21 protein-coding genes are annotated in these 16,071 nt (G+C 60.0%); 11 read left to right on the top strand and 10 right to left on the bottom strand.

The window, feature by feature from the left end; genetic code table 11:
* Positions 1 to 58: 58 nt before the first annotated feature.
* The 5 genes from OOF89_RS04630 to OOF89_RS04610 all read right to left on the bottom strand — a co-directional run bounded on the left by OOF89_RS04630 (position 59) and on the right by OOF89_RS04610 (position 3,423).
* Positions 59 to 604 carry a hypothetical protein gene (locus OOF89_RS04630; RefSeq protein WP_266078878.1) on the bottom strand — a complete coding sequence of 182 codons (546 nt, stop codon included), beginning with the start codon at positions 602 to 604 and terminating at the stop codon, positions 59 to 61.
* Between the two features lie 32 nt (positions 605 to 636).
* Positions 637 to 1,596: a DUF5787 family protein gene (locus OOF89_RS04625; RefSeq protein ID WP_266078877.1), complete on the bottom strand. Its 960-nt coding sequence runs from the start codon at positions 1,594 to 1,596 to the stop codon at positions 637 to 639.
* Between the two features lie 37 nt (positions 1,597 to 1,633).
* Positions 1,634 to 1,933 carry a hypothetical protein gene (locus OOF89_RS04620; RefSeq protein ID WP_266078876.1) on the bottom strand — a complete coding sequence of 100 codons (300 nt, stop codon included), beginning with the start codon at positions 1,931 to 1,933 and terminating at the stop codon, positions 1,634 to 1,636.
* A 78-nt stretch (positions 1,934 to 2,011) separates the two neighbouring features.
* Entirely contained in the window at positions 2,012 to 2,275 is a 264-nt protein-coding gene (locus OOF89_RS04615) for a hypothetical protein (protein WP_266078875.1), read from the bottom strand.
* Between the two features lie 203 nt (positions 2,276 to 2,478).
* Positions 2,479 to 3,423 (bottom strand): winged helix-turn-helix domain-containing protein, encoded by a 945-nt coding sequence (locus OOF89_RS04610; protein ID WP_266078874.1) that lies wholly within the window; start codon positions 3,421 to 3,423, stop codon positions 2,479 to 2,481.
* 147 nt (positions 3,424 to 3,570) lie between these two features.
* Here OOF89_RS04610 and OOF89_RS04605 point away from each other — a divergent pair, with 147 nt between their 5' ends.
* The 11 genes from OOF89_RS04605 to OOF89_RS04555 all read left to right on the top strand — a co-directional run bounded on the left by OOF89_RS04605 (position 3,571) and on the right by OOF89_RS04555 (position 10,463).
* A complete protein-coding gene (locus tag OOF89_RS04605) occupies positions 3,571 to 4,806 on the top strand; it encodes a translation initiation factor IF-2 subunit gamma (RefSeq protein ID WP_266078873.1) in 1,236 nt (411 codons plus the stop codon).
* The gene (locus OOF89_RS04600; protein ID WP_266078872.1) at positions 4,806 to 5,183 is read left to right on the top strand and encodes a PIN domain-containing protein; all 378 of its coding nucleotides are present in this window, start codon (positions 4,806 to 4,808) and stop codon (positions 5,181 to 5,183) included. The genes OOF89_RS04605 and OOF89_RS04600 overlap by 1 nt, the downstream gene beginning before the upstream one ends.
* 1 nt (position 5,184) lies before the next feature.
* Positions 5,185 to 5,757, top strand: a complete 573-nt coding sequence (locus tag OOF89_RS04595) for a DNA-directed RNA polymerase (RefSeq protein WP_266078871.1) — start codon at positions 5,185 to 5,187, stop codon at positions 5,755 to 5,757.
* Positions 5,758 to 5,759: 2 nt separating this feature from the next.
* A complete protein-coding gene (gene spt4, locus OOF89_RS04590; RefSeq protein ID WP_266078870.1) occupies positions 5,760 to 5,957 on the top strand; it encodes a transcription elongation factor subunit Spt4 in 198 nt (65 codons plus the stop codon).
* Between the two features lie 4 nt (positions 5,958 to 5,961).
* On the top strand, positions 5,962 to 6,513 hold the full coding sequence (locus tag OOF89_RS04585) for a GTP-dependent dephospho-CoA kinase family protein (RefSeq protein WP_266078869.1): 552 nt from the start codon (positions 5,962 to 5,964) through the stop codon (positions 6,511 to 6,513).
* A 49-nt stretch (positions 6,514 to 6,562) separates the two neighbouring features.
* Positions 6,563 to 7,216, top strand: coding sequence for a DUF7504 family protein (locus OOF89_RS04580; protein ID WP_266078868.1), 654 nt, complete (start codon positions 6,563 to 6,565; stop codon positions 7,214 to 7,216).
* A gap of 79 nt (positions 7,217 to 7,295) precedes the next feature.
* Positions 7,296 to 7,625: a 30S ribosomal protein S24e gene (locus OOF89_RS04575; RefSeq protein WP_266078867.1), complete on the top strand. Its 330-nt coding sequence runs from the start codon at positions 7,296 to 7,298 to the stop codon at positions 7,623 to 7,625.
* The gene (locus tag OOF89_RS04570; RefSeq protein WP_266078866.1) at positions 7,625 to 7,759 is read left to right on the top strand and encodes a 30S ribosomal protein S27ae; all 135 of its coding nucleotides are present in this window, start codon (positions 7,625 to 7,627) and stop codon (positions 7,757 to 7,759) included. Before OOF89_RS04575 ends, OOF89_RS04570 begins: the two co-directional genes overlap by 1 nt.
* Positions 7,760 to 9,382: a bifunctional N(6)-L-threonylcarbamoyladenine synthase/serine/threonine protein kinase gene (locus tag OOF89_RS04565; RefSeq protein ID WP_266078865.1), complete on the top strand. Its 1,623-nt coding sequence runs from the start codon at positions 7,760 to 7,762 to the stop codon at positions 9,380 to 9,382. It abuts the gene before it with no gap.
* A 218-nt stretch (positions 9,383 to 9,600) separates the two neighbouring features.
* The gene (locus OOF89_RS04560) at positions 9,601 to 9,873 is read left to right on the top strand and encodes a DUF5808 domain-containing protein (protein ID WP_266078864.1); all 273 of its coding nucleotides are present in this window, start codon (positions 9,601 to 9,603) and stop codon (positions 9,871 to 9,873) included.
* 53 nt (positions 9,874 to 9,926) lie between these two features.
* A complete protein-coding gene (locus OOF89_RS04555; protein ID WP_266078863.1) occupies positions 9,927 to 10,463 on the top strand; it encodes an XTP/dITP diphosphatase in 537 nt (178 codons plus the stop codon).
* Between the two features lie 86 nt (positions 10,464 to 10,549).
* Here OOF89_RS04555 and OOF89_RS04550 read toward each other — a convergent pair whose 3' ends face one another.
* The 5 genes from OOF89_RS04550 to OOF89_RS04530 all read right to left on the bottom strand — a co-directional run bounded on the left by OOF89_RS04550 (position 10,550) and on the right by OOF89_RS04530 (position 15,983).
* Entirely contained in the window at positions 10,550 to 11,020 is a 471-nt protein-coding gene (locus OOF89_RS04550) for a DUF7384 family protein (RefSeq protein WP_266078862.1), read from the bottom strand.
* A 228-nt stretch (positions 11,021 to 11,248) separates the two neighbouring features.
* A complete protein-coding gene (locus OOF89_RS04545; protein WP_266078861.1) occupies positions 11,249 to 13,069 on the bottom strand; it encodes an LEA type 2 family protein in 1,821 nt (606 codons plus the stop codon).
* Between the two features lie 92 nt (positions 13,070 to 13,161).
* Positions 13,162 to 14,109, bottom strand: coding sequence for an ABC transporter ATP-binding protein (locus tag OOF89_RS04540; RefSeq protein WP_266078860.1), 948 nt, complete (start codon positions 14,107 to 14,109; stop codon positions 13,162 to 13,164).
* Entirely contained in the window at positions 14,106 to 15,077 is a 972-nt protein-coding gene (locus OOF89_RS04535; protein WP_266078859.1) for an ABC transporter permease, read from the bottom strand. The genes OOF89_RS04540 and OOF89_RS04535 overlap by 4 nt, the downstream gene beginning before the upstream one ends.
* A gap of 39 nt (positions 15,078 to 15,116) precedes the next feature.
* Positions 15,117 to 15,983, bottom strand: a complete 867-nt coding sequence (locus OOF89_RS04530; protein WP_266078857.1) for a dihydrodipicolinate synthase family protein — start codon at positions 15,981 to 15,983, stop codon at positions 15,117 to 15,119.
* Positions 15,984 to 16,071 lie beyond the last annotated feature (88 nt).

The raw sequence follows: 16,071 nt of genomic DNA, 5'->3' as shown, positions 1-16,071 counted from the left end.
GACCTCCACCTGAATCGGTAGTGCTCCTCGGCAGGGAGGACTGACTGGAAATGGATTTTTACCAGCCTTCGGCGTGTTCGTCCCGTCGGTGCTTCGCTCTCGACCCCGACCACGCACCGAGCGTCACCCCGTAGATGAGGTGACTCAGGTGAAAAACGAACCGCTCGTCCGACTGTAACTCCATCCGAAGGACACGCTTTAAAACCACGTGAATACCGAATTCGGAGAGTAACAGACCGTACACCGTACCCAATAGCGTCCCATATGCTTCGTCCATGTGTCCGGATTCGGTCACCCGCTGTTCGAACAGCAGTGCGAACAATCCGCCACCGGCCATCCCGTACAACAAGTGTAACACGAGCCCCTGTAGGGGGTAATCGCTGTCCTCTCCGTCACCGACGAACCGCGCCCAAAACGCCGACGTTGGGGGGAGGGAGTGTGCAATCGGCATTCTGAAGCTAGTCATGACGACTGTCGAGATCAGGCCGCCAACGAGACCTCGTCCCAACGTCCGGCCCGTGGCGATCGCTTTTTCGGTTCGTCCCGATTCGGTTAACTCCATTTCTTCTCGGTCGAGTAGGTCAGCCTCGGCGTCGATAGGCATTTGGGCCGCCGGGGGATCGAACCGGACTGCGGTCACTCTTCCGTTCGAAACGCGTCCAGTCCGGACTGCCGTCGTTTCCGTCCCACCGGGTCGGCAACCCACGGCGTCCGGGACTCGCGTTTCGAATCGAGGTCGATATCGGGCGGGTCGGCAGGGTCGTATCCGGGACAACCCGCTCCGCAACGCGTCGGGTTCACGACTCGGCCTTTCCAGTGGCAGTACGGAAGTCCACCGTCCCGTGGTTCGATTTCTTCACACCCCGGGAACTCGTAGGTTCGCCACCCTTTGCCGTAGGCGCGCTCGGCCATTCGCCGACGTTGACGGGCCTTTTCGTCCGCGTTCACGATACGAACGTCCGTTTTCCCCGCGTGTTGTTCGATGAGTTCGGTTCCGACCTCGTCGGTGCGAAGCGGCGTCGGTTCGCGAACGATTTCGATTTCCTCGCCCTCGAATCGCCAGACTCCGACCTCGTCTGGGATGCGGTTCAAGTGCGCGCGAGTAACGTAACTCTCCGTCGCCAACACGACTTCGTCCACGAGGCCGAGGCTCACGTCCTTGCGGAGTTGCGTTTCGAGGTCGCCGGGGTCGGCCAGATCGGGTTTGTTTTCGATACCGATGAGTCGCCCAAACCAGTCCGGATAGCGCGCGACCTGCCGGACGTACTCCCTGCCACCGCTGCGCTCTCGTTCGAAAAACCCGATTTCGACCGCTCGGTCCACGACCTCGCGGGCGTACTCGGGCGACGTATCGAAGGCGGTCCGCCAGTAGCGCGCCTGCCCGACGCCGACGCTGCATTCGATTGCGGCGTCGGGAATCCGCTCGCTCGTCAGCTTCGTGCGGGCGTCGAACGCCGGTCCGGGCTCGACACATAGAACGTCGATGATTCGATTCGAGGGGGAGTGGACACCCCCGCCGATTTGTCGCGCGAGAACGTCGTTGGTCGTCGCTTCGAGATGAGCACACAGCGCCAGCTCGAACGGGAACTCTCGCACACTACTGGTTCAGTACGCGGAAAACAAAAAGCCCGCGTCAGTCGTCGGCGCGGACGGAATCGTCCGTTTCCTGTTCGGGTTCCGTCTTGTTTGTCCCTCTCCCTCGGATTCTCGATTCCCAGGTTCCGATCCGCATCGTCGGTTCGGGCTCTTGGCGGCCGTTTTCACCGGGCGTCTCGAGCAGGGACGCGAGGCGGGTTTTCGCCCGGGTGATGATACCCCCGCCTTTCGCTCGTCCATGCGCCTCCTTTTGCTCAGGTTCGTTCCTCGACGGACGTTTCCCGCTGGTCGGTTCTCGTTTCTCGATCGAGGCGTCCTTCCCCCGTGAATCACACAATCTCGTTCCCCCCAAACGGGTATTGGTGACGGATTTCAATAGTCGTTCGTGTAGGATTCGAAACTCCGAGCGAAATCGTTACGATTCGAGTTTCTGAAGAATCCTACTCACCGTCCGAACGACGAGAAACGGGAGCATCACGGCGATACCGATGCTCGCGACCCAACAGACGAGTATCACCGCCAGATTGCCCCCGAGCAGTTCTGCACCATAAATGTAGGCGAAGGCAATGACGACGACCGCACTACCGCCAAGCGCGAGTGCGAGCAGTACGACGAGTGCTCGGCGAACTGCATCGAGGGTTGGCGTCCGTTCAGGGAGGCTGTTTGTTTCGTATTTCATGGTTGTTCTCCTCGATCGAATGGAAAACGCCACCCTGTAAAAATGTTAGCTGAAATACAATTATGTAGAACGTGCTACTGAAACGCGGTACTGTAACTTCGCTGTCTAATAGTGCTCGTTCAGTCGCCATCCACGTGTTCATTGACCGCACCAATCCTCTCTCACTCGTTTTCTTCCCCCGCAATTACTTGCTTTTGCCGCGTTCACTCGGTTCCGTTTGCCGCAGTGTCTGTATCCGTCACGGTGGTATTTTCGTCCGTCTGTCCCCCGCGACAACGCCCGATTTCGACGACGTTCAGGTCGCCGTCAACGACGACGCGTAGTTCGTCGTCCGCAAGGGGAATCGTGACTTCGATCTCCCATGGACCGTCCGAGCGTATCGTGGTGTGTTCGTCGCTCACGCACCACGGGAGTGCCCAGAACGGTTTCGTACAGAGGTCGGTTCCGTGGTCGCTGTAGAAGGTGACGACCTGCGATTGGTCGAGAAGCGACAGCCCGACCGTCGAACGAAGTTGGTGGCGACACTGCTCACAACGATGGTTCACTCGAACTTCGGTCCCGAGAACGTCTTCCGTGTCATGGGTCACGGTCGTCCCCATCTTCCCGTTACACTCCGGGCAGACGCCGTCGGCGGCGAGACAGTGGAGGTGGCGAACGCGTTGGTTGAACGCGTCCATGATTTCGTCGTCCGTCCGGTCGTTCAATCCTCCCGGTGGGAAGGGATAGCTTCCGTGGAGTTTCGTGCAGTCGGGACACGCGATGACCAGCGTTTCGTCCTCGTAGGTTGCCTGCAGGTGAATGTTACAATTCGTACAGGTCTCGTCCAGTTCGATCGGATCTCGCCTGGGATGTTCGTTGAAGGATCCGGCCAAAATTGCGCTGACGACCTTCTTCCCGGCCTGTCGGAAGTCGTAGCCCTCGTCGGTTTGAACAACGAAGTGGTCGGCCAACTGCTGGAGATGGTAGTTGAACTGAGCGCTGTCACGCATTCCGACGTCCTTACGCAGTTCCGAGAACCGAACCGGGCGCTCAGGTGCCTGCCAGAGCGCCTCCAGAATCGAAAGTCGGGTTTCGTTGGCGATGACCGAAAACGCCTCCGCCGGAGCGAGACAGTCGTCGCACTCCTGTAACGGCGTATCACTGCTCATATTCGGACCGACGATGGGGTGTGAGTAAAACGTTGTGTGAACTGCATTTTTGAAACTATTCTGTCACGAGCGCGCGCCATACCAGAACAGTAGGTTTATCAGTCGTTCGGGCCGAATCTACGACAAATTACTCTCAGGAGGTCAACGTTGACAGGAACACACAACCAACCGGAGGTGAACATCGGACTCGTCGGCCACGTCGATCACGGGAAAACGACTCTCGTGCAGGCGCTATCCGGCGAATGGACCGACCAGCACTCCGAAGAGATGAAACGGGGCATCTCGATTCGACTCGGCTACGCCGACGCGACGTTCCGGCAGTGTCCGGGCGTGGACGCGCCGGAATGCTACACCGTCGATGAGACGTGCCCTGATGGTTCGGACAGCGAACCGATTCGTACAGTTTCGTTCGTGGACGCACCCGGCCACGAAACGCTCATGGCGACGATGCTCTCGGGCGCATCGCTGATGGACGGCGCAGTGCTCGTCGTCTCGGCCACGGAAACCGTTCCGCAGGCCCAGACCGAAGAGCACCTGATGGCGCTCGACATCATCGGTATCGAGAACATCGTCATCGCACAGAACAAAATCGACTTGGTCGACCGCGACCGCGTGGAGCGCAACTACGAACAGATTCAGGAGTTCGTAGAAGGCACCGTCGCGGAAGACGCACCGGTCGTCCCGATCAGCGCCCAGCAGGAAGTCAACATCGACCTGCTGATGCAGGCTATCGAGGAGGAGATCCCGACACCGGAGCGCGACCCGGAAGACGACCCACAGATGTACGTCGCCCGCAGTTTCGATATCAATCGGCCCGGAACGACGTGGGACAAACTCACCGGTGGCGTCCTCGGCGGCAGCCTCGTGCAGGGGAAACTCACTGACGGTGACGAACTCGAACTTCGTCCTGGCCGCGAAATCGACGAAGGTGGACAGACCCATTGGGAACCCATCGAGACCGACGTTCGCTCGCTGCAGGCGGGCGGCGAAATGGTGGACGAGGTCACCCCCGGTGGGCTGCTCGGTGTCGGAACCGGACTCGACCCGAGTTACACGAAAGGTGATGCGCTGGCCGGTCAGGTCGCCGGAACGCCCGGTAGCCTTCCCCCGACGTGGGAGCAGTTCACGATGAAAATCGACCTGCTCGACCGTCTCGTCGGCTTGGATGACGAGGAAATCGACGAAATCAGCACGGGCGAACCACTCATGCTGACCGTCGGCACGGCGACGACCGTCGGTTCTGTCACCAGTGCGCGCGACGGCGAGTGTGAAGTCGCACTCAAACGTCCTGTCTGCGCACCGGAAGGCGCAAAAATCGCCATCAATCGGCGTATCGGCGCCCGTTGGCGACTCATCGGAATCGGAACGCTCACTACCAACTGATGGCTCTCACGGTCGCCATGGATACGAGCGCGCTCATGATGCCCGTCGAATCTAACATCAGGGTGTTCGACGAACTCGACCGGCTGTTAGGCCAGTTCGAGTGCGTCGTCCCTCGCGCTGTCGTCTCCGAACTCGACGGGCTTTCACAGGGCGGTGGCGCGGAAGCGACCGCTGCCACCGTTGGCGCGGACTTGGCGACTCGCTGTGACCCCATCGATCATCACGAATCGTACGCCGACGACGCATTAGTCGAACTCGCGCCCGAGTTCGACTTCGTCGTCACGAACGACGCGCCCCTCCGGGACCGTCTGCTCGACGCTGGCGTTCCGGTAATTCATATAAGGGGCGGGAACAAACTCGCAATCACTCAACCATAGCATGTACAAACGGGTTAGACTGAAAGATACGGTCGAGGTACCTCCCCAGTTCCTCGCGGACGTAACGCCGGGGCTGGTGCAGCGGCTACTACAGGACAAGCTCGAAGGACGGATGGACGAAGACGTCGGCAGTGTCGTCAGCGTCACCAAAGTTCACGATATCGGCCAAGGTGCGGTGCTTCCAAACCGCCCGGGCGTCTACTACGATGCGGAGTTCGACGCCGTAACATTCGACCCCCAGATGCAGGAGGTCGTGGATGGAGAGGTCGTGGAAGTCGTCAACTTCGGTGCGTTCGTCGGCATCGGGCCGGTAGACGGACTGCTCCACGTGTCCCAGATTTCGGACGAATATCTCGCATTCGACGAAGAGAACCAACAACTCGCCTCCCGCGAGTCCAACCGTACGCTCGGTGTCGGTGACTCGGTTCGAGCACGAATCGTTACGAAGAGCATCGACGAGCGCAACCCACGCGAGAGCAAGATCGGCCTCACGGCGAAGCAGGTCGGGCTGGGTAAACACGGCTGGCTGAAGGAGGACCGTGAAAAACGCCAACCGGCAACCGAGAGTGAGTAACCATGGCCAGTAACCGACTCGCCTGTCGCGACTGTCACGCCGTTCTGGACGCGGACGAGGAAATCTGTTCGGTGTGCAATTCGACCAGTCTCACGGAAGACTGGAGCGGCTACGTCGTCATCGCCCATCCCGAGGAGAGCGAGATCGGGCAGGAGATGCAAGTCACGGAGCCGGGAAGCTACGCACTGAAGGTCAGATAGACTCGTGGCGGACACCGTCGTCTCGCTCCCTCGCGCACTGCGAAGTGAGCTCAAGGAACCGCTCGGTCCGATTTTCACCGATGCAGAGACGCTTCTGGACTCCGCAGGCAGTCCACTCGTCGCCGTCGGCGACGTCGTAACGTATCATCTCGAATCCGCCGGGGTCACGCCGAATGTAGCGCTGGTCGATGGGCTGACGAAACGCGACACGGTCGAACCGAAAATTCGGAATGCAGTGAGCGACGACGCCCGCCACGTCACGGTCACGAATCCGGCCGGAGTGCTCACCGACGCTCTTCTCTCCGCGCTAACCGATGCGATTGCCGCACCCGAAGCGACCGTTCTCGTCGTTGACGGCGAAGAGGACCTCGCGGCATTACCTGCCGTACTCGCAGTCCCGGATGGAGGGACCGTCGTCTACGGTCAACCGGACGAGGGCATGGTTCTCGTGGACGTGACTCCATCCGTCAAAAGCCACGTTTCGGACCTCCTGGCCCGAATGGATGGCGATATCGACCGGCTCTTCTCACTCGTCGATTACGGACGGCGTTCATAAGCTGACGAGGCAATAAAATTTATCTACCGCTGCCGAAGATTGTATCATAATGGGTAGCGACCGCCTCGGTGATGACGTGGCTGTGGAGTTCTCTCAAATCCTCCACCAGTTGAAACACCACGGTTGCAATCTCCTCCTCGTCGGCTCGGTTCCGGATTCGGTGTTGTCATGCGCCAGTCGCAAGTTCTTCGGCGACCCCGAGGAACGTCGATTTCGCATCGTCGCCCTCTCCGGGTCGTCTCGAACCACGGTCGAGAAACGACTGCCGACGGTCGCCTCGGCCGACGAAACTGTGATCATCACACACGCAACGGAATTATCGGATGCCGAGTTTTCGTCGTCGGTTCACGTCGAAGCGGGGGTTCCGAAGCTCTCGAACGCCGTTTCGTCCGCTATTACTTCGATCGAAACGGAAGACGATCTCGAACCGGGTGAACTCCGAGTCGGGCTCGATTCGCTCGAATCGCTACTCGAACGGTACTGCCCGGATCTCGTTCACCAGTTTCTCGGCGTCGTCACCGAACAGATTCGCGATGCGAACGGAATGGGCCATTTCGTCTTCCCACGGGACTACGACCACGAACTGGTGACCGACCTCGCACCGTTGTTCGACGGGGTTGTCGAATATCGGGTTGATAGGGGCGGGCAGGAACGGTGGCACTTCCCGGCTTCCGACATCCGTTCTCCGTGGCTTCCGCTGTAGATATCGGACGGATGAATCGCACACTTCGAAATCCTTTTACACGCTACAGGGAGAAAAGGAGTATAACTGAGTGTTACACATGGAAGTCGAAATCCTCTCACAGGAGCAGAATCCAATGCTCCACCGGACTGAAGTGCGGTTCCAGATCGTTCACGACGAGGCAACCCCCTCGCGTCTCTCCGTTCGAGACAGCCTCGCGGCGAAACTCGACAAAAACGCGGACGAAGTCGTCGTTCACGAAATGAGCACGAAATTCGGCATGCGAAAAACCGTCGGCTACGCGAAAGTCTACGACAGCTCGGAGCACGCGCGTGACGTCGAACAGGACTACATGCTCGAACGAAACAAGATCACGGCGGACTCGGACGCCGAAGCCGACAACGAGCCTGAAGCGGAGGAGGCTGAATAATGGCGCGTAACGAACTCTACGACGACGACGGCACGACTAACCGGGAGCAGTGCCCACGCTGTGGCGACTCGTTCCTTGCCGACCACGGTGACCGACTTCACTGTGGCAAATGCAGTTACACCGAGTGGAAGTAAATGCGAATCCTCGGCGTTGAGGGTACTGCGTGGGCGGCCAGCGCGGCGGTCTTTTCGACCGGATCGAACGACGATCCGTCAGAGACCGATTCTGACGCTGTCTACGATACGAACACCGAATCCGTTTTTATAGAAACCGACGCCTACCAACCGGAGAGCGGCGGTATCCATCCGCGTGAGGCAGCCGAACATATGAGTGACGCGATTCCACGCGTCATCGCGACGGCGATGGCCGAAGCGGACGGTTCGATCGATGCGGTCGCGTTTTCGCGCGGGCCGGGGCTCGGCCCGTGTCTCAGAATCGTCGGGACTGCGGCACGCGCGCTTGCGGGACGGTTGGACGTGCCACTGATCGGTGTGAATCACATGGTCGCCCATCTCGAAATCGGGCGACAGCAGTCCGGGTTCGACTCACCCATCTGTTTGAACGCCAGCGGCGCGAACGCTCACGTATTGGGGTACCGAAACGGTCGATACCGCGTGCTCGGCGAGACGATGGACACGGGCGTCGGTAACGCCATCGACAAGTTCACCCGCCACGTCGGGTGGTCACACCCTGGCGGACCGAAGGTAGAGGAGGCAGCGAAGGATGGCGAATACATCGACCTCCCCTACGTCGTGAAGGGAATGGATTTCTCCTTTTCCGGCATCATGAGCGCGGCAAAACAGGCGGTCGATTCGGGCGAAGCTATCGAGGACGTTTGCTTTTCACTGCAAGAGAACATCTTCGCCATGCTTACCGAGGTGGCGGAGCGCGCGCTCTCGCTCACGGGTCGGGACGAACTCGTCCTCGGCGGTGGCGTTGGCCAGAACGCGCGTCTCCGCGAGATGCTACTGGAGATGTGCGACCAGCGTGGCGCGAAGTTCTACGCGCCGGAACCACGCTTCCTGCGGGACAACGCCGGGATGATTGCGGTGCTGGGTCGAGAGATGTTGGACGCAGGTGACACGATTCCACTCACCGACTCGGCAGTCGATTCGAACTTCCGTCCCGACCAAGTGGCCGTCTCGTGGCGAACCGACCGTGAGGAAGTGTTTCGCAACGTCGGCGAGCGCGAAATCCGGGGTGCGGAGGCTACCGTCTCGATGGGGGAAGAACGCGTGACGAAACGAAGGGTGTCGAAGTCCTATCGCCATCCCCAGCTCGACGCCCGCTTGCGCAAGGAACGGACGACTCTCGAAGCGCGATTGACGAGCGATGCCCGCCGAGTCGGCGTTCCGACGCCGGTCGTCTACGATGTCGACCCCCTGGAGGCAGTCATCGAGTTCCAACATGTCGGTGAATCCGACCTCCGTGAGGAACTGTCTGCACGGCGAGTGCGTGACGTGGGTCGGCACCTCGGTGCGATGCATCGTGCAGGAATCGTCCACGGCGACCCGACGACACGAAACGTCAGGTGTGCGTCGGAGCGAACGTATTTCATCGATTTCGGACTCGGCTACTACTCCGACGACGTGGAAGATTACGCGATGGACCTGCACGTCTTCTCGCAGAGCCTTGCCGGAACCTCGAACGACGCGGAAACGCTATGGAGCGAGTTCGAGTCGGCGTATTCGGAATCCGGTGATAGCAAGGTGCTTTCGCAACTGCGCGAAATCGAAGGCCGTGGACGGTATCAGTGACGGCGCATCTCCGGAACGGACTAGGATGGAGTCACTGTGACTGATCGAGCGGGTGTGGACGGTATCGGGTTGACTGCACCCGCTCGGCATGCGCCCGGCAACCGTCGTCAGCATTTCATCAAAACCGTCTCCGATCGCCTCGATCTCTAACCGATCCATTTGCATCTCGCAACCGTAATGCCCCAAACGCTATTACTTACGCGGTCATTCGCTATCATATGTCCGACAAAGATACCTCCGGAACCCTCTTCGGCATGCCGTACAACTTCGAACGACCGAGCGTCGGGCGGATGCTGTCCGCCTACTGGAAACCAGGTGAAGGGATGCTGGTCGAGAAACCGTTCGGCATCGGCTACACGCTCAACCTCGCCAACTGGCGTTCGTGGCTCGTCCTCGCTCTCGCCGGTGTCCTGCTTTGGCAGGAGCGGAGCGGACCGGATGTCGAAGCCGTCGAAGACGAACCCGTCGAAGTCATCGTAGACGACGACTGATTCGGCGCGGCCGATTCGACGCCTCTTTTTGCTCGCGGAACACCCTTTTCGCCATGATTCGGTTCGTCACCGGCAACGAGGGGAAAGTCCGCGAGGCACGTGAGTATCTGGACGACGAGGTTCGCCAAATCGAGTACGATTACACCGAAGTTCAGAGCGACGATCTCGCCGAAATCGCGCTTCACGGTGCGCGAGAAGCGTATGAGGAGACGGGCGGCGAGGACCCGGTGGTCGTGGACGACGCGGGCCTGTTTATCGACGCGATCGGTGGCTTTCCGGGCCCCTACTCGGCATATGTTGAGGACACGCTCGGCGTCGAGCGTGTCTGGCAAATCGCTGAACAGGAAGAAAACCGTCGTGCCCATTTTCGCTGTATCGTCGCGTATTACGACGGCGAGAACGCGAAGACGTTTTCAGGCTTGGTGCCCGGCACGCTCGTTGCACCACGTGGTGACGGCGGGTTCGGTTACGACCCGATCTTCGAACACGAGGGAAAGACGATGGCTGAGATGAGTACCGAGGAGAAAAACGCCATCTCACATCGCGGGCGGGCGCTGGCGAAGTTCGCGGATTGGTTGTCGGAGCGGTAAAGCGAACGGGTGAGAATCGGTTGGGGAATTGTTTTTGACCGAAACGTGTTTTTTGTGGCCTTCGACGCACTTTGCGTAACTCAAAGCTACTCTCGCCACTCCATATCCGGACCCGGATACTCCCCGCCGACCACCACGTCGTACAGGCTTTCGGGGTCGAATAGCGCGACGAACCCATCGGGGCGTTTGACGCTGACCGAAATCCGTCCCTGAAGCGTGGCCGCGGTTTTCGCACTTCGAAGGTCATCGTCGTAGGAAATGATATGTGCCGCGTTTCCGGCGTACGCACTGGCGAGGGCAGGGTGGTCGCCGGGCGACTGTTCGACTTCGATTCGGAGCGCTTCGATTTTCTCGCGCCAGTCGCGGGCCAGTTCGTCGTCCGCGAGTTCTCGAATGACAGCCTCGGCTTCCGTGAGGAGTTCGTCGCTGGCGACGAACTCCACCCACGAGTGGTCGCGGACGATATTCATCGTTTGACGGGCATCTCCTCCGACCAGCAGGTCCGCAGCTAGCACATCCGCCCCGACGGCGATGCGGGCGGGATTCGGGTTATTCATCCCGGTGCTCCGAAAGCGTCTCGCGAACGGTTTCGAGGTCGGTGTCGAACTCCGCAGCACGGGTGAACAGCTCGCCCCATGTCATGGATTGGTCTGCGAGTTCGAGGGTGAAAAGGGCTCGTTTCGGTCGTCGTCGAACACTGGGGTGCAGCGGGACATATCTCATAAAATCAACAGTACAGCTTCGATAGCGGGTTCCGACGGGCGTCCCTCACGGCCGGTCGAGATTTACGCCGACTCGTTGCCCAAGATGTCCGTCGTCACGGTCTTCTCGTAGTTCAACGCGTCGAGTTCGACGCGCTCCGTGTAGCCACTGTACTCCACGATAACATAGTAGGACACCGAGAGCGTGCTCTCCTCGCCACGGCGGAGGTGCGTCTCCCACCACGCACCCAGCTTCGAGTTATCGAGGGGAACGGTGTCTCGAATCGTCGTCTCGCTGTGTGGCTCGATTTCGATGGACTCGTCCTTCGATTCGTCCGAGAGGACGATGTCGTTCATCGTCACGCGATAGCCGACTTCGGTGATGTGAATCGACTCTCCTCGGTCGTTTTTCACGGTAGCGGACGACTCGATGGGTGTTTCGGCCATCGTCGCTTCGCCCCACTCTGCTTGCGTGTTCGAAACGCTCCCGACCTGCCGACCGGCGACCGAGAACGGAAGCGTCGAGTTCGAATCGACCGGGCCGAGCATATCGGTCGTGATCGTTCCACGCTCCGGTTCGCCACCGACCGGTAGTCGAGCGAACCCGGCATCGACCGTTACGTCGCGCTCGACCACGCGAGACGTTTTCTCACCGTTGTTGACGTGGCTGACCCACCAGCGTTGGACTTCGCGGTCGGTGATCTCTCCGGAGAGTTCGAGGTCGGTGCGCCCCGGGCCAATGTCCTGACTCGTCTCACCTTCGACTAACTGAATTTCGTTCATCAGTACGCGATACTTTGCATCGACGGAGAGATGGTCCGCGAACACGGATCCCGGCTCGTTCGGGTTTTCAACCACAGCACGCGTCCGGATTCCGGTGTTCCCGGTTTCGGGTACTTCCCACTCGCTCTCGACCGATTGGAGTTTCGGCGACTCGAACTCGGTCGTGTCGGTTCGTGGCACCGTCTTCGTCGTGGTTTTGCCACCACCCAACACGTCGGTGGTGAAGACGACTCGCTTGCTCAGGAACGGAAGCGTGACTCGTTTCGTCTCCCCGTCCTCTTTTACCACGGCGTAAAACTGCACGTCCATCGTGGTCCGTTCGTCGTTTTTCACGTGGCTCTCCCACCACGCCGGAAGCTTGCCGTTATCGAACATCGAGTCGATCGCGAACGACGTTTTCTCGCCGGGGGTTACGTGTACTCCGCTGTCGGTTGTCCCCTCGGCAATGCGTACGTCGTTCATCGTGATGGTGTATCCGAGTTGCGAGAAACTGACCTCCCCGCTGGTCGGATTTTCGATCGTTGCGGTGACGTGGAGGGGGGTTTTTGCCTCGGTCGCTGTCCCCCACTCCGCGTCGGTTTTCATCACACGGAGCACCGTCCGGTCACCGGCAGTCATGGTCCGGGTCTCGTCGCTCTCGAACGCGCTGAGCAGATCGGTTTCGAAGGGTCGCTTCTGTGCTGGTAGTTTCTTCGTGAACAGCGGGACGCTCACAGTCGGTTCGATGCTCACGGTCGTCCGTTCACCGTTGTTGATGTGGCTTACCCACCAGGCTGGAATCTTCTCGTTGTCCATCCGAGTCGAAATCGCTATCATTGATTCCCCAGTGGGAAGTCCGATACCCTTGCTCGTTCCTTCGGCGACGGTCACGTCGTTCATTCCGACTGCGTAGTTCACATCTACTACGTCCGGAACTCCGACCGAATTTGGATTGTGCAAGCGGATTTCCGTCTGGATTTCACTCGTCTCGGCATTCACGGTTCCCCAGTCGGTCCGGACGTTCTCGACGCTTGGCTGTCCGACGGTTACCATGCCTGACGTGACTGCCACACCGAGACCACTGGCGCTGACGACGAGCAACGATACCACCGCGGCGACTGATTTGCCGAATAGGCTACGCATTGGCGATGCCCTCTTTGATGATCGGTATATCGAATTCCATACAATTCATTAGAGTGGCATTCGGTCGGAACCCCAAGTAGCTTTACCTGTAATTATCCATCGTCGGACGGCAGTGGATGGGTTTTTCCACCCGGAAATGTAACACCGATCGTTTCGCCGACATCCAATGAAGTGGTCGTGTACGCATCACACCGAGTTTCACCGACCGTCAGCACGACGCGGTATCGACCGTCTTCAGGCAGAACGCGAACAACTCGTGCGTGAACGTCCGGATTTTTGTTCCCGAGTTCGACGTGTTCCGGACGGATCGCCATCGGCCTCCCTTTTTCGGGATGGGGGAGGCAGTTGCTCCCGGTGAACCGTGCGACGAACGACGATGCCGGGCGCTCGAATACCGCATCCGGCGTTCCTTTCTGCTCGATACTGCCATCACGCATCACTGCGATTCGGTCGGCCAGAACCCACGCGGTCGTTCTATCGTGGGTGACGTACACCGCGGTTTCGTCGGCCAGCAGTTCGGCCAAGTCCTCACGGAGCGACTGGCGGGTTGGCACGTCCAACGCTGAAAGCGGTTCGTCCAACAGAAATGCGTCCGGCCGGACGAGCAGCGCTCGGGCCAGCGCAACTCGCTGCTTTTCCCCACCCGATAGCGTTTCTGGATACCGTCCCGCTAAGTCCGAGACGCCGAGTGTGGAAAGCAGTTCGTCGGGGGAACGCGTTTCTTCGTGATACTCCTCGCCGAACGAGACGTTTTCGGCGACGGTGAGATGCGGGAAGAGTGCGTACTCCTGAAAAACGAATCCAAATCGACGTTTCTCCGGGGGGAGTCCGTTCATATCCCGCCCATCGAGCGAGACGCTCCCGTCGTAATCATGAAACCCTGCGACCGCCTCCAGCAGGAGCGATTTTCCGCTCCCGCTCGGACCGAGGACGACCAGCGTTTCGCCTGCCGGCATATCCACGTCGGCTTCGACCGTAAACGTCGCACCATCCGCGGTGAACGCCGCGTTTACGTCGATGGCGAGCCCCGACTCCGTCACGGCCATCCTCCACGGTCGTAGGCGAGCGACCGAACCAGTAGGAAAATCCCGACACAGAGAACGAGCAGAAGAGTCGCAACCGAACCGCTCGCCTCCAACCCGGATGAGAGAAACGTGTTGTAGATGAACACCGGCGCATGTTGGACGCCGGAAACGCGCTCCATCGCTGGCGGGTAGAACACCGACACGCCGTAAGCGACGATGGCGACGGCACCGAACTCGGACACCGCTCGCCCCCACGCCAAAACGCCGCCAGTGAGGATACTCCGGGCGGCCAGCGGTGCTGTCACGCGTCGAAACGTCTCCCATTCGTCCGCGCCGAGGGTTCTGGCGGCCCGTTCGACGCGCGAATCCACGCGCTCGAAGCCCTCGCGGGCGGCGTTCACTGCGAAAGGAGCGCTGACGAACGTCATCGCTAGCACCATTCCGAACAACGTTCCGAGCACCCGTGTCCGGGGAAGGATTCCACCCCTTCCGAACGCGAACAACACCGCGAGTCCGGCCACGCTGTGTGGAACGACCAGCGGCAGGTCAACGAGACTTTCCACCAGTGGCTGTCCTGGAAATCCGCGAGCGAGAACGATGGCGAGTGGAACTCCCAGCGTAACCGCGGCCATCGCGGAGAGCAAGGGCGCGTACACCGAGAGGAAAAGCGCCCGTTGAACGCTCGGGTCGGTCGCCGAGTTTAGCAAGGAGGCGGGACTCTGCCGAGCGACGAGCATCAAAAGCGGGAGGGCGAGCGCCACGAGGAGTACGGTTCCGAGGGTCGTGGAAAGGATGCCGAACGTGCTGCGTCCTCCGACGAGGGCGAGTCCACCAGCGCTCAGGACGGCGAAAACGGCGTAGAGTTCGGGACGGCCGACCGAAAATGAAATCGAGAACGCCAGCAGTTGGACCGTCACGACTGCCAGCACTGACGTTCCCGTTCCAAACGCGACCGTCGTAGATCGAGCCGACTCCGTGCTCACGATTCGAGAGCAGACACCCGACTGCGAAGTGTCTTTCTCTCAGTGTTCCGCGACCTGCGACAGGTCTTCGAGTTCGTCTCGAACCACGTCACTCACCGAACGGTGCGGTCGGCGCGGCGCACCTGCGGGTGCGCCACGCGCTTTCATGACCGCTTTCGCGCCCGGGACGCCGTATTGGGCCGTGATTGCCCGATTCAACTCGACGAGTCGGGCATTCAACTGGCGGGCCTGTTCGTCGTGCCCCCCCCGATGAAGTTCATAGATCTCGTTCGCACGCTCCGGTGCGACGTTCGCCAGCGCGAGAACACCGCCGTCGGCACCGGCGTCGAGTCCTGCGGCGTAGATGCTACCGCTCCCGACGAGCAGGTCGAAGTCGGCGTCCTCGGTTCGAGCGCGTTCTCGTTGCAGTCGCGTCAAGTCGCCACTGGAATCTTTCATCCCGACGATGTTCTCGTGGTCGGCGAGTTCGCCGACCACCTCCGGTGTGAGGGCGACGTCGGTGTACGCCGGAACGCTGTAGAGGAAAACCGGGATCGGACTTTCGTCGGCCACGGTGTGATAGTAGTCGATCATCGTCTCGTCGTCGTGGTCGAAGTAAAAGGGCGTTATCACGAGGGCGGCGTCGGCTCCCGCTTCCGCCGCGAGCGTCGTTTGGCGCATGGTTTCCCGGAGGCCGGGATGTCCCGTTCCGGCGAGTATCGGCACGCTCGACGCTTCGGCGACGATTTCGACTACCCGGGCACGTTCCTCGACACTCATCAATTCCGCCTCGCTGTTTGACCCACAAGGGACGATGAAATCGACCCCGCGGTCTTCGACCCACGACACGAGTTCGCGGAGTTCGGATTCCTGTAGGTCGCCCGCATCATCGAACGGTGTCAGCAGTGGGACGCCAGTTCCGTGCATGGCTATTCCCTCTCACGCCGAGACCATGAAATCGTGGGTATCGGAAGCGTCTCACGGTCGTCTGACGCGGTTTTAAGTTGTCGCCAAC

The organism is Haladaptatus caseinilyticus, from assembly GCF_026248685.1.
Taxonomy (GTDB): domain Archaea; phylum Halobacteriota; class Halobacteria; order Halobacteriales; family Haladaptataceae; genus Haladaptatus; species Haladaptatus caseinilyticus.
This window is presented reverse-complemented; position numbering and strand designations above follow the sequence as displayed.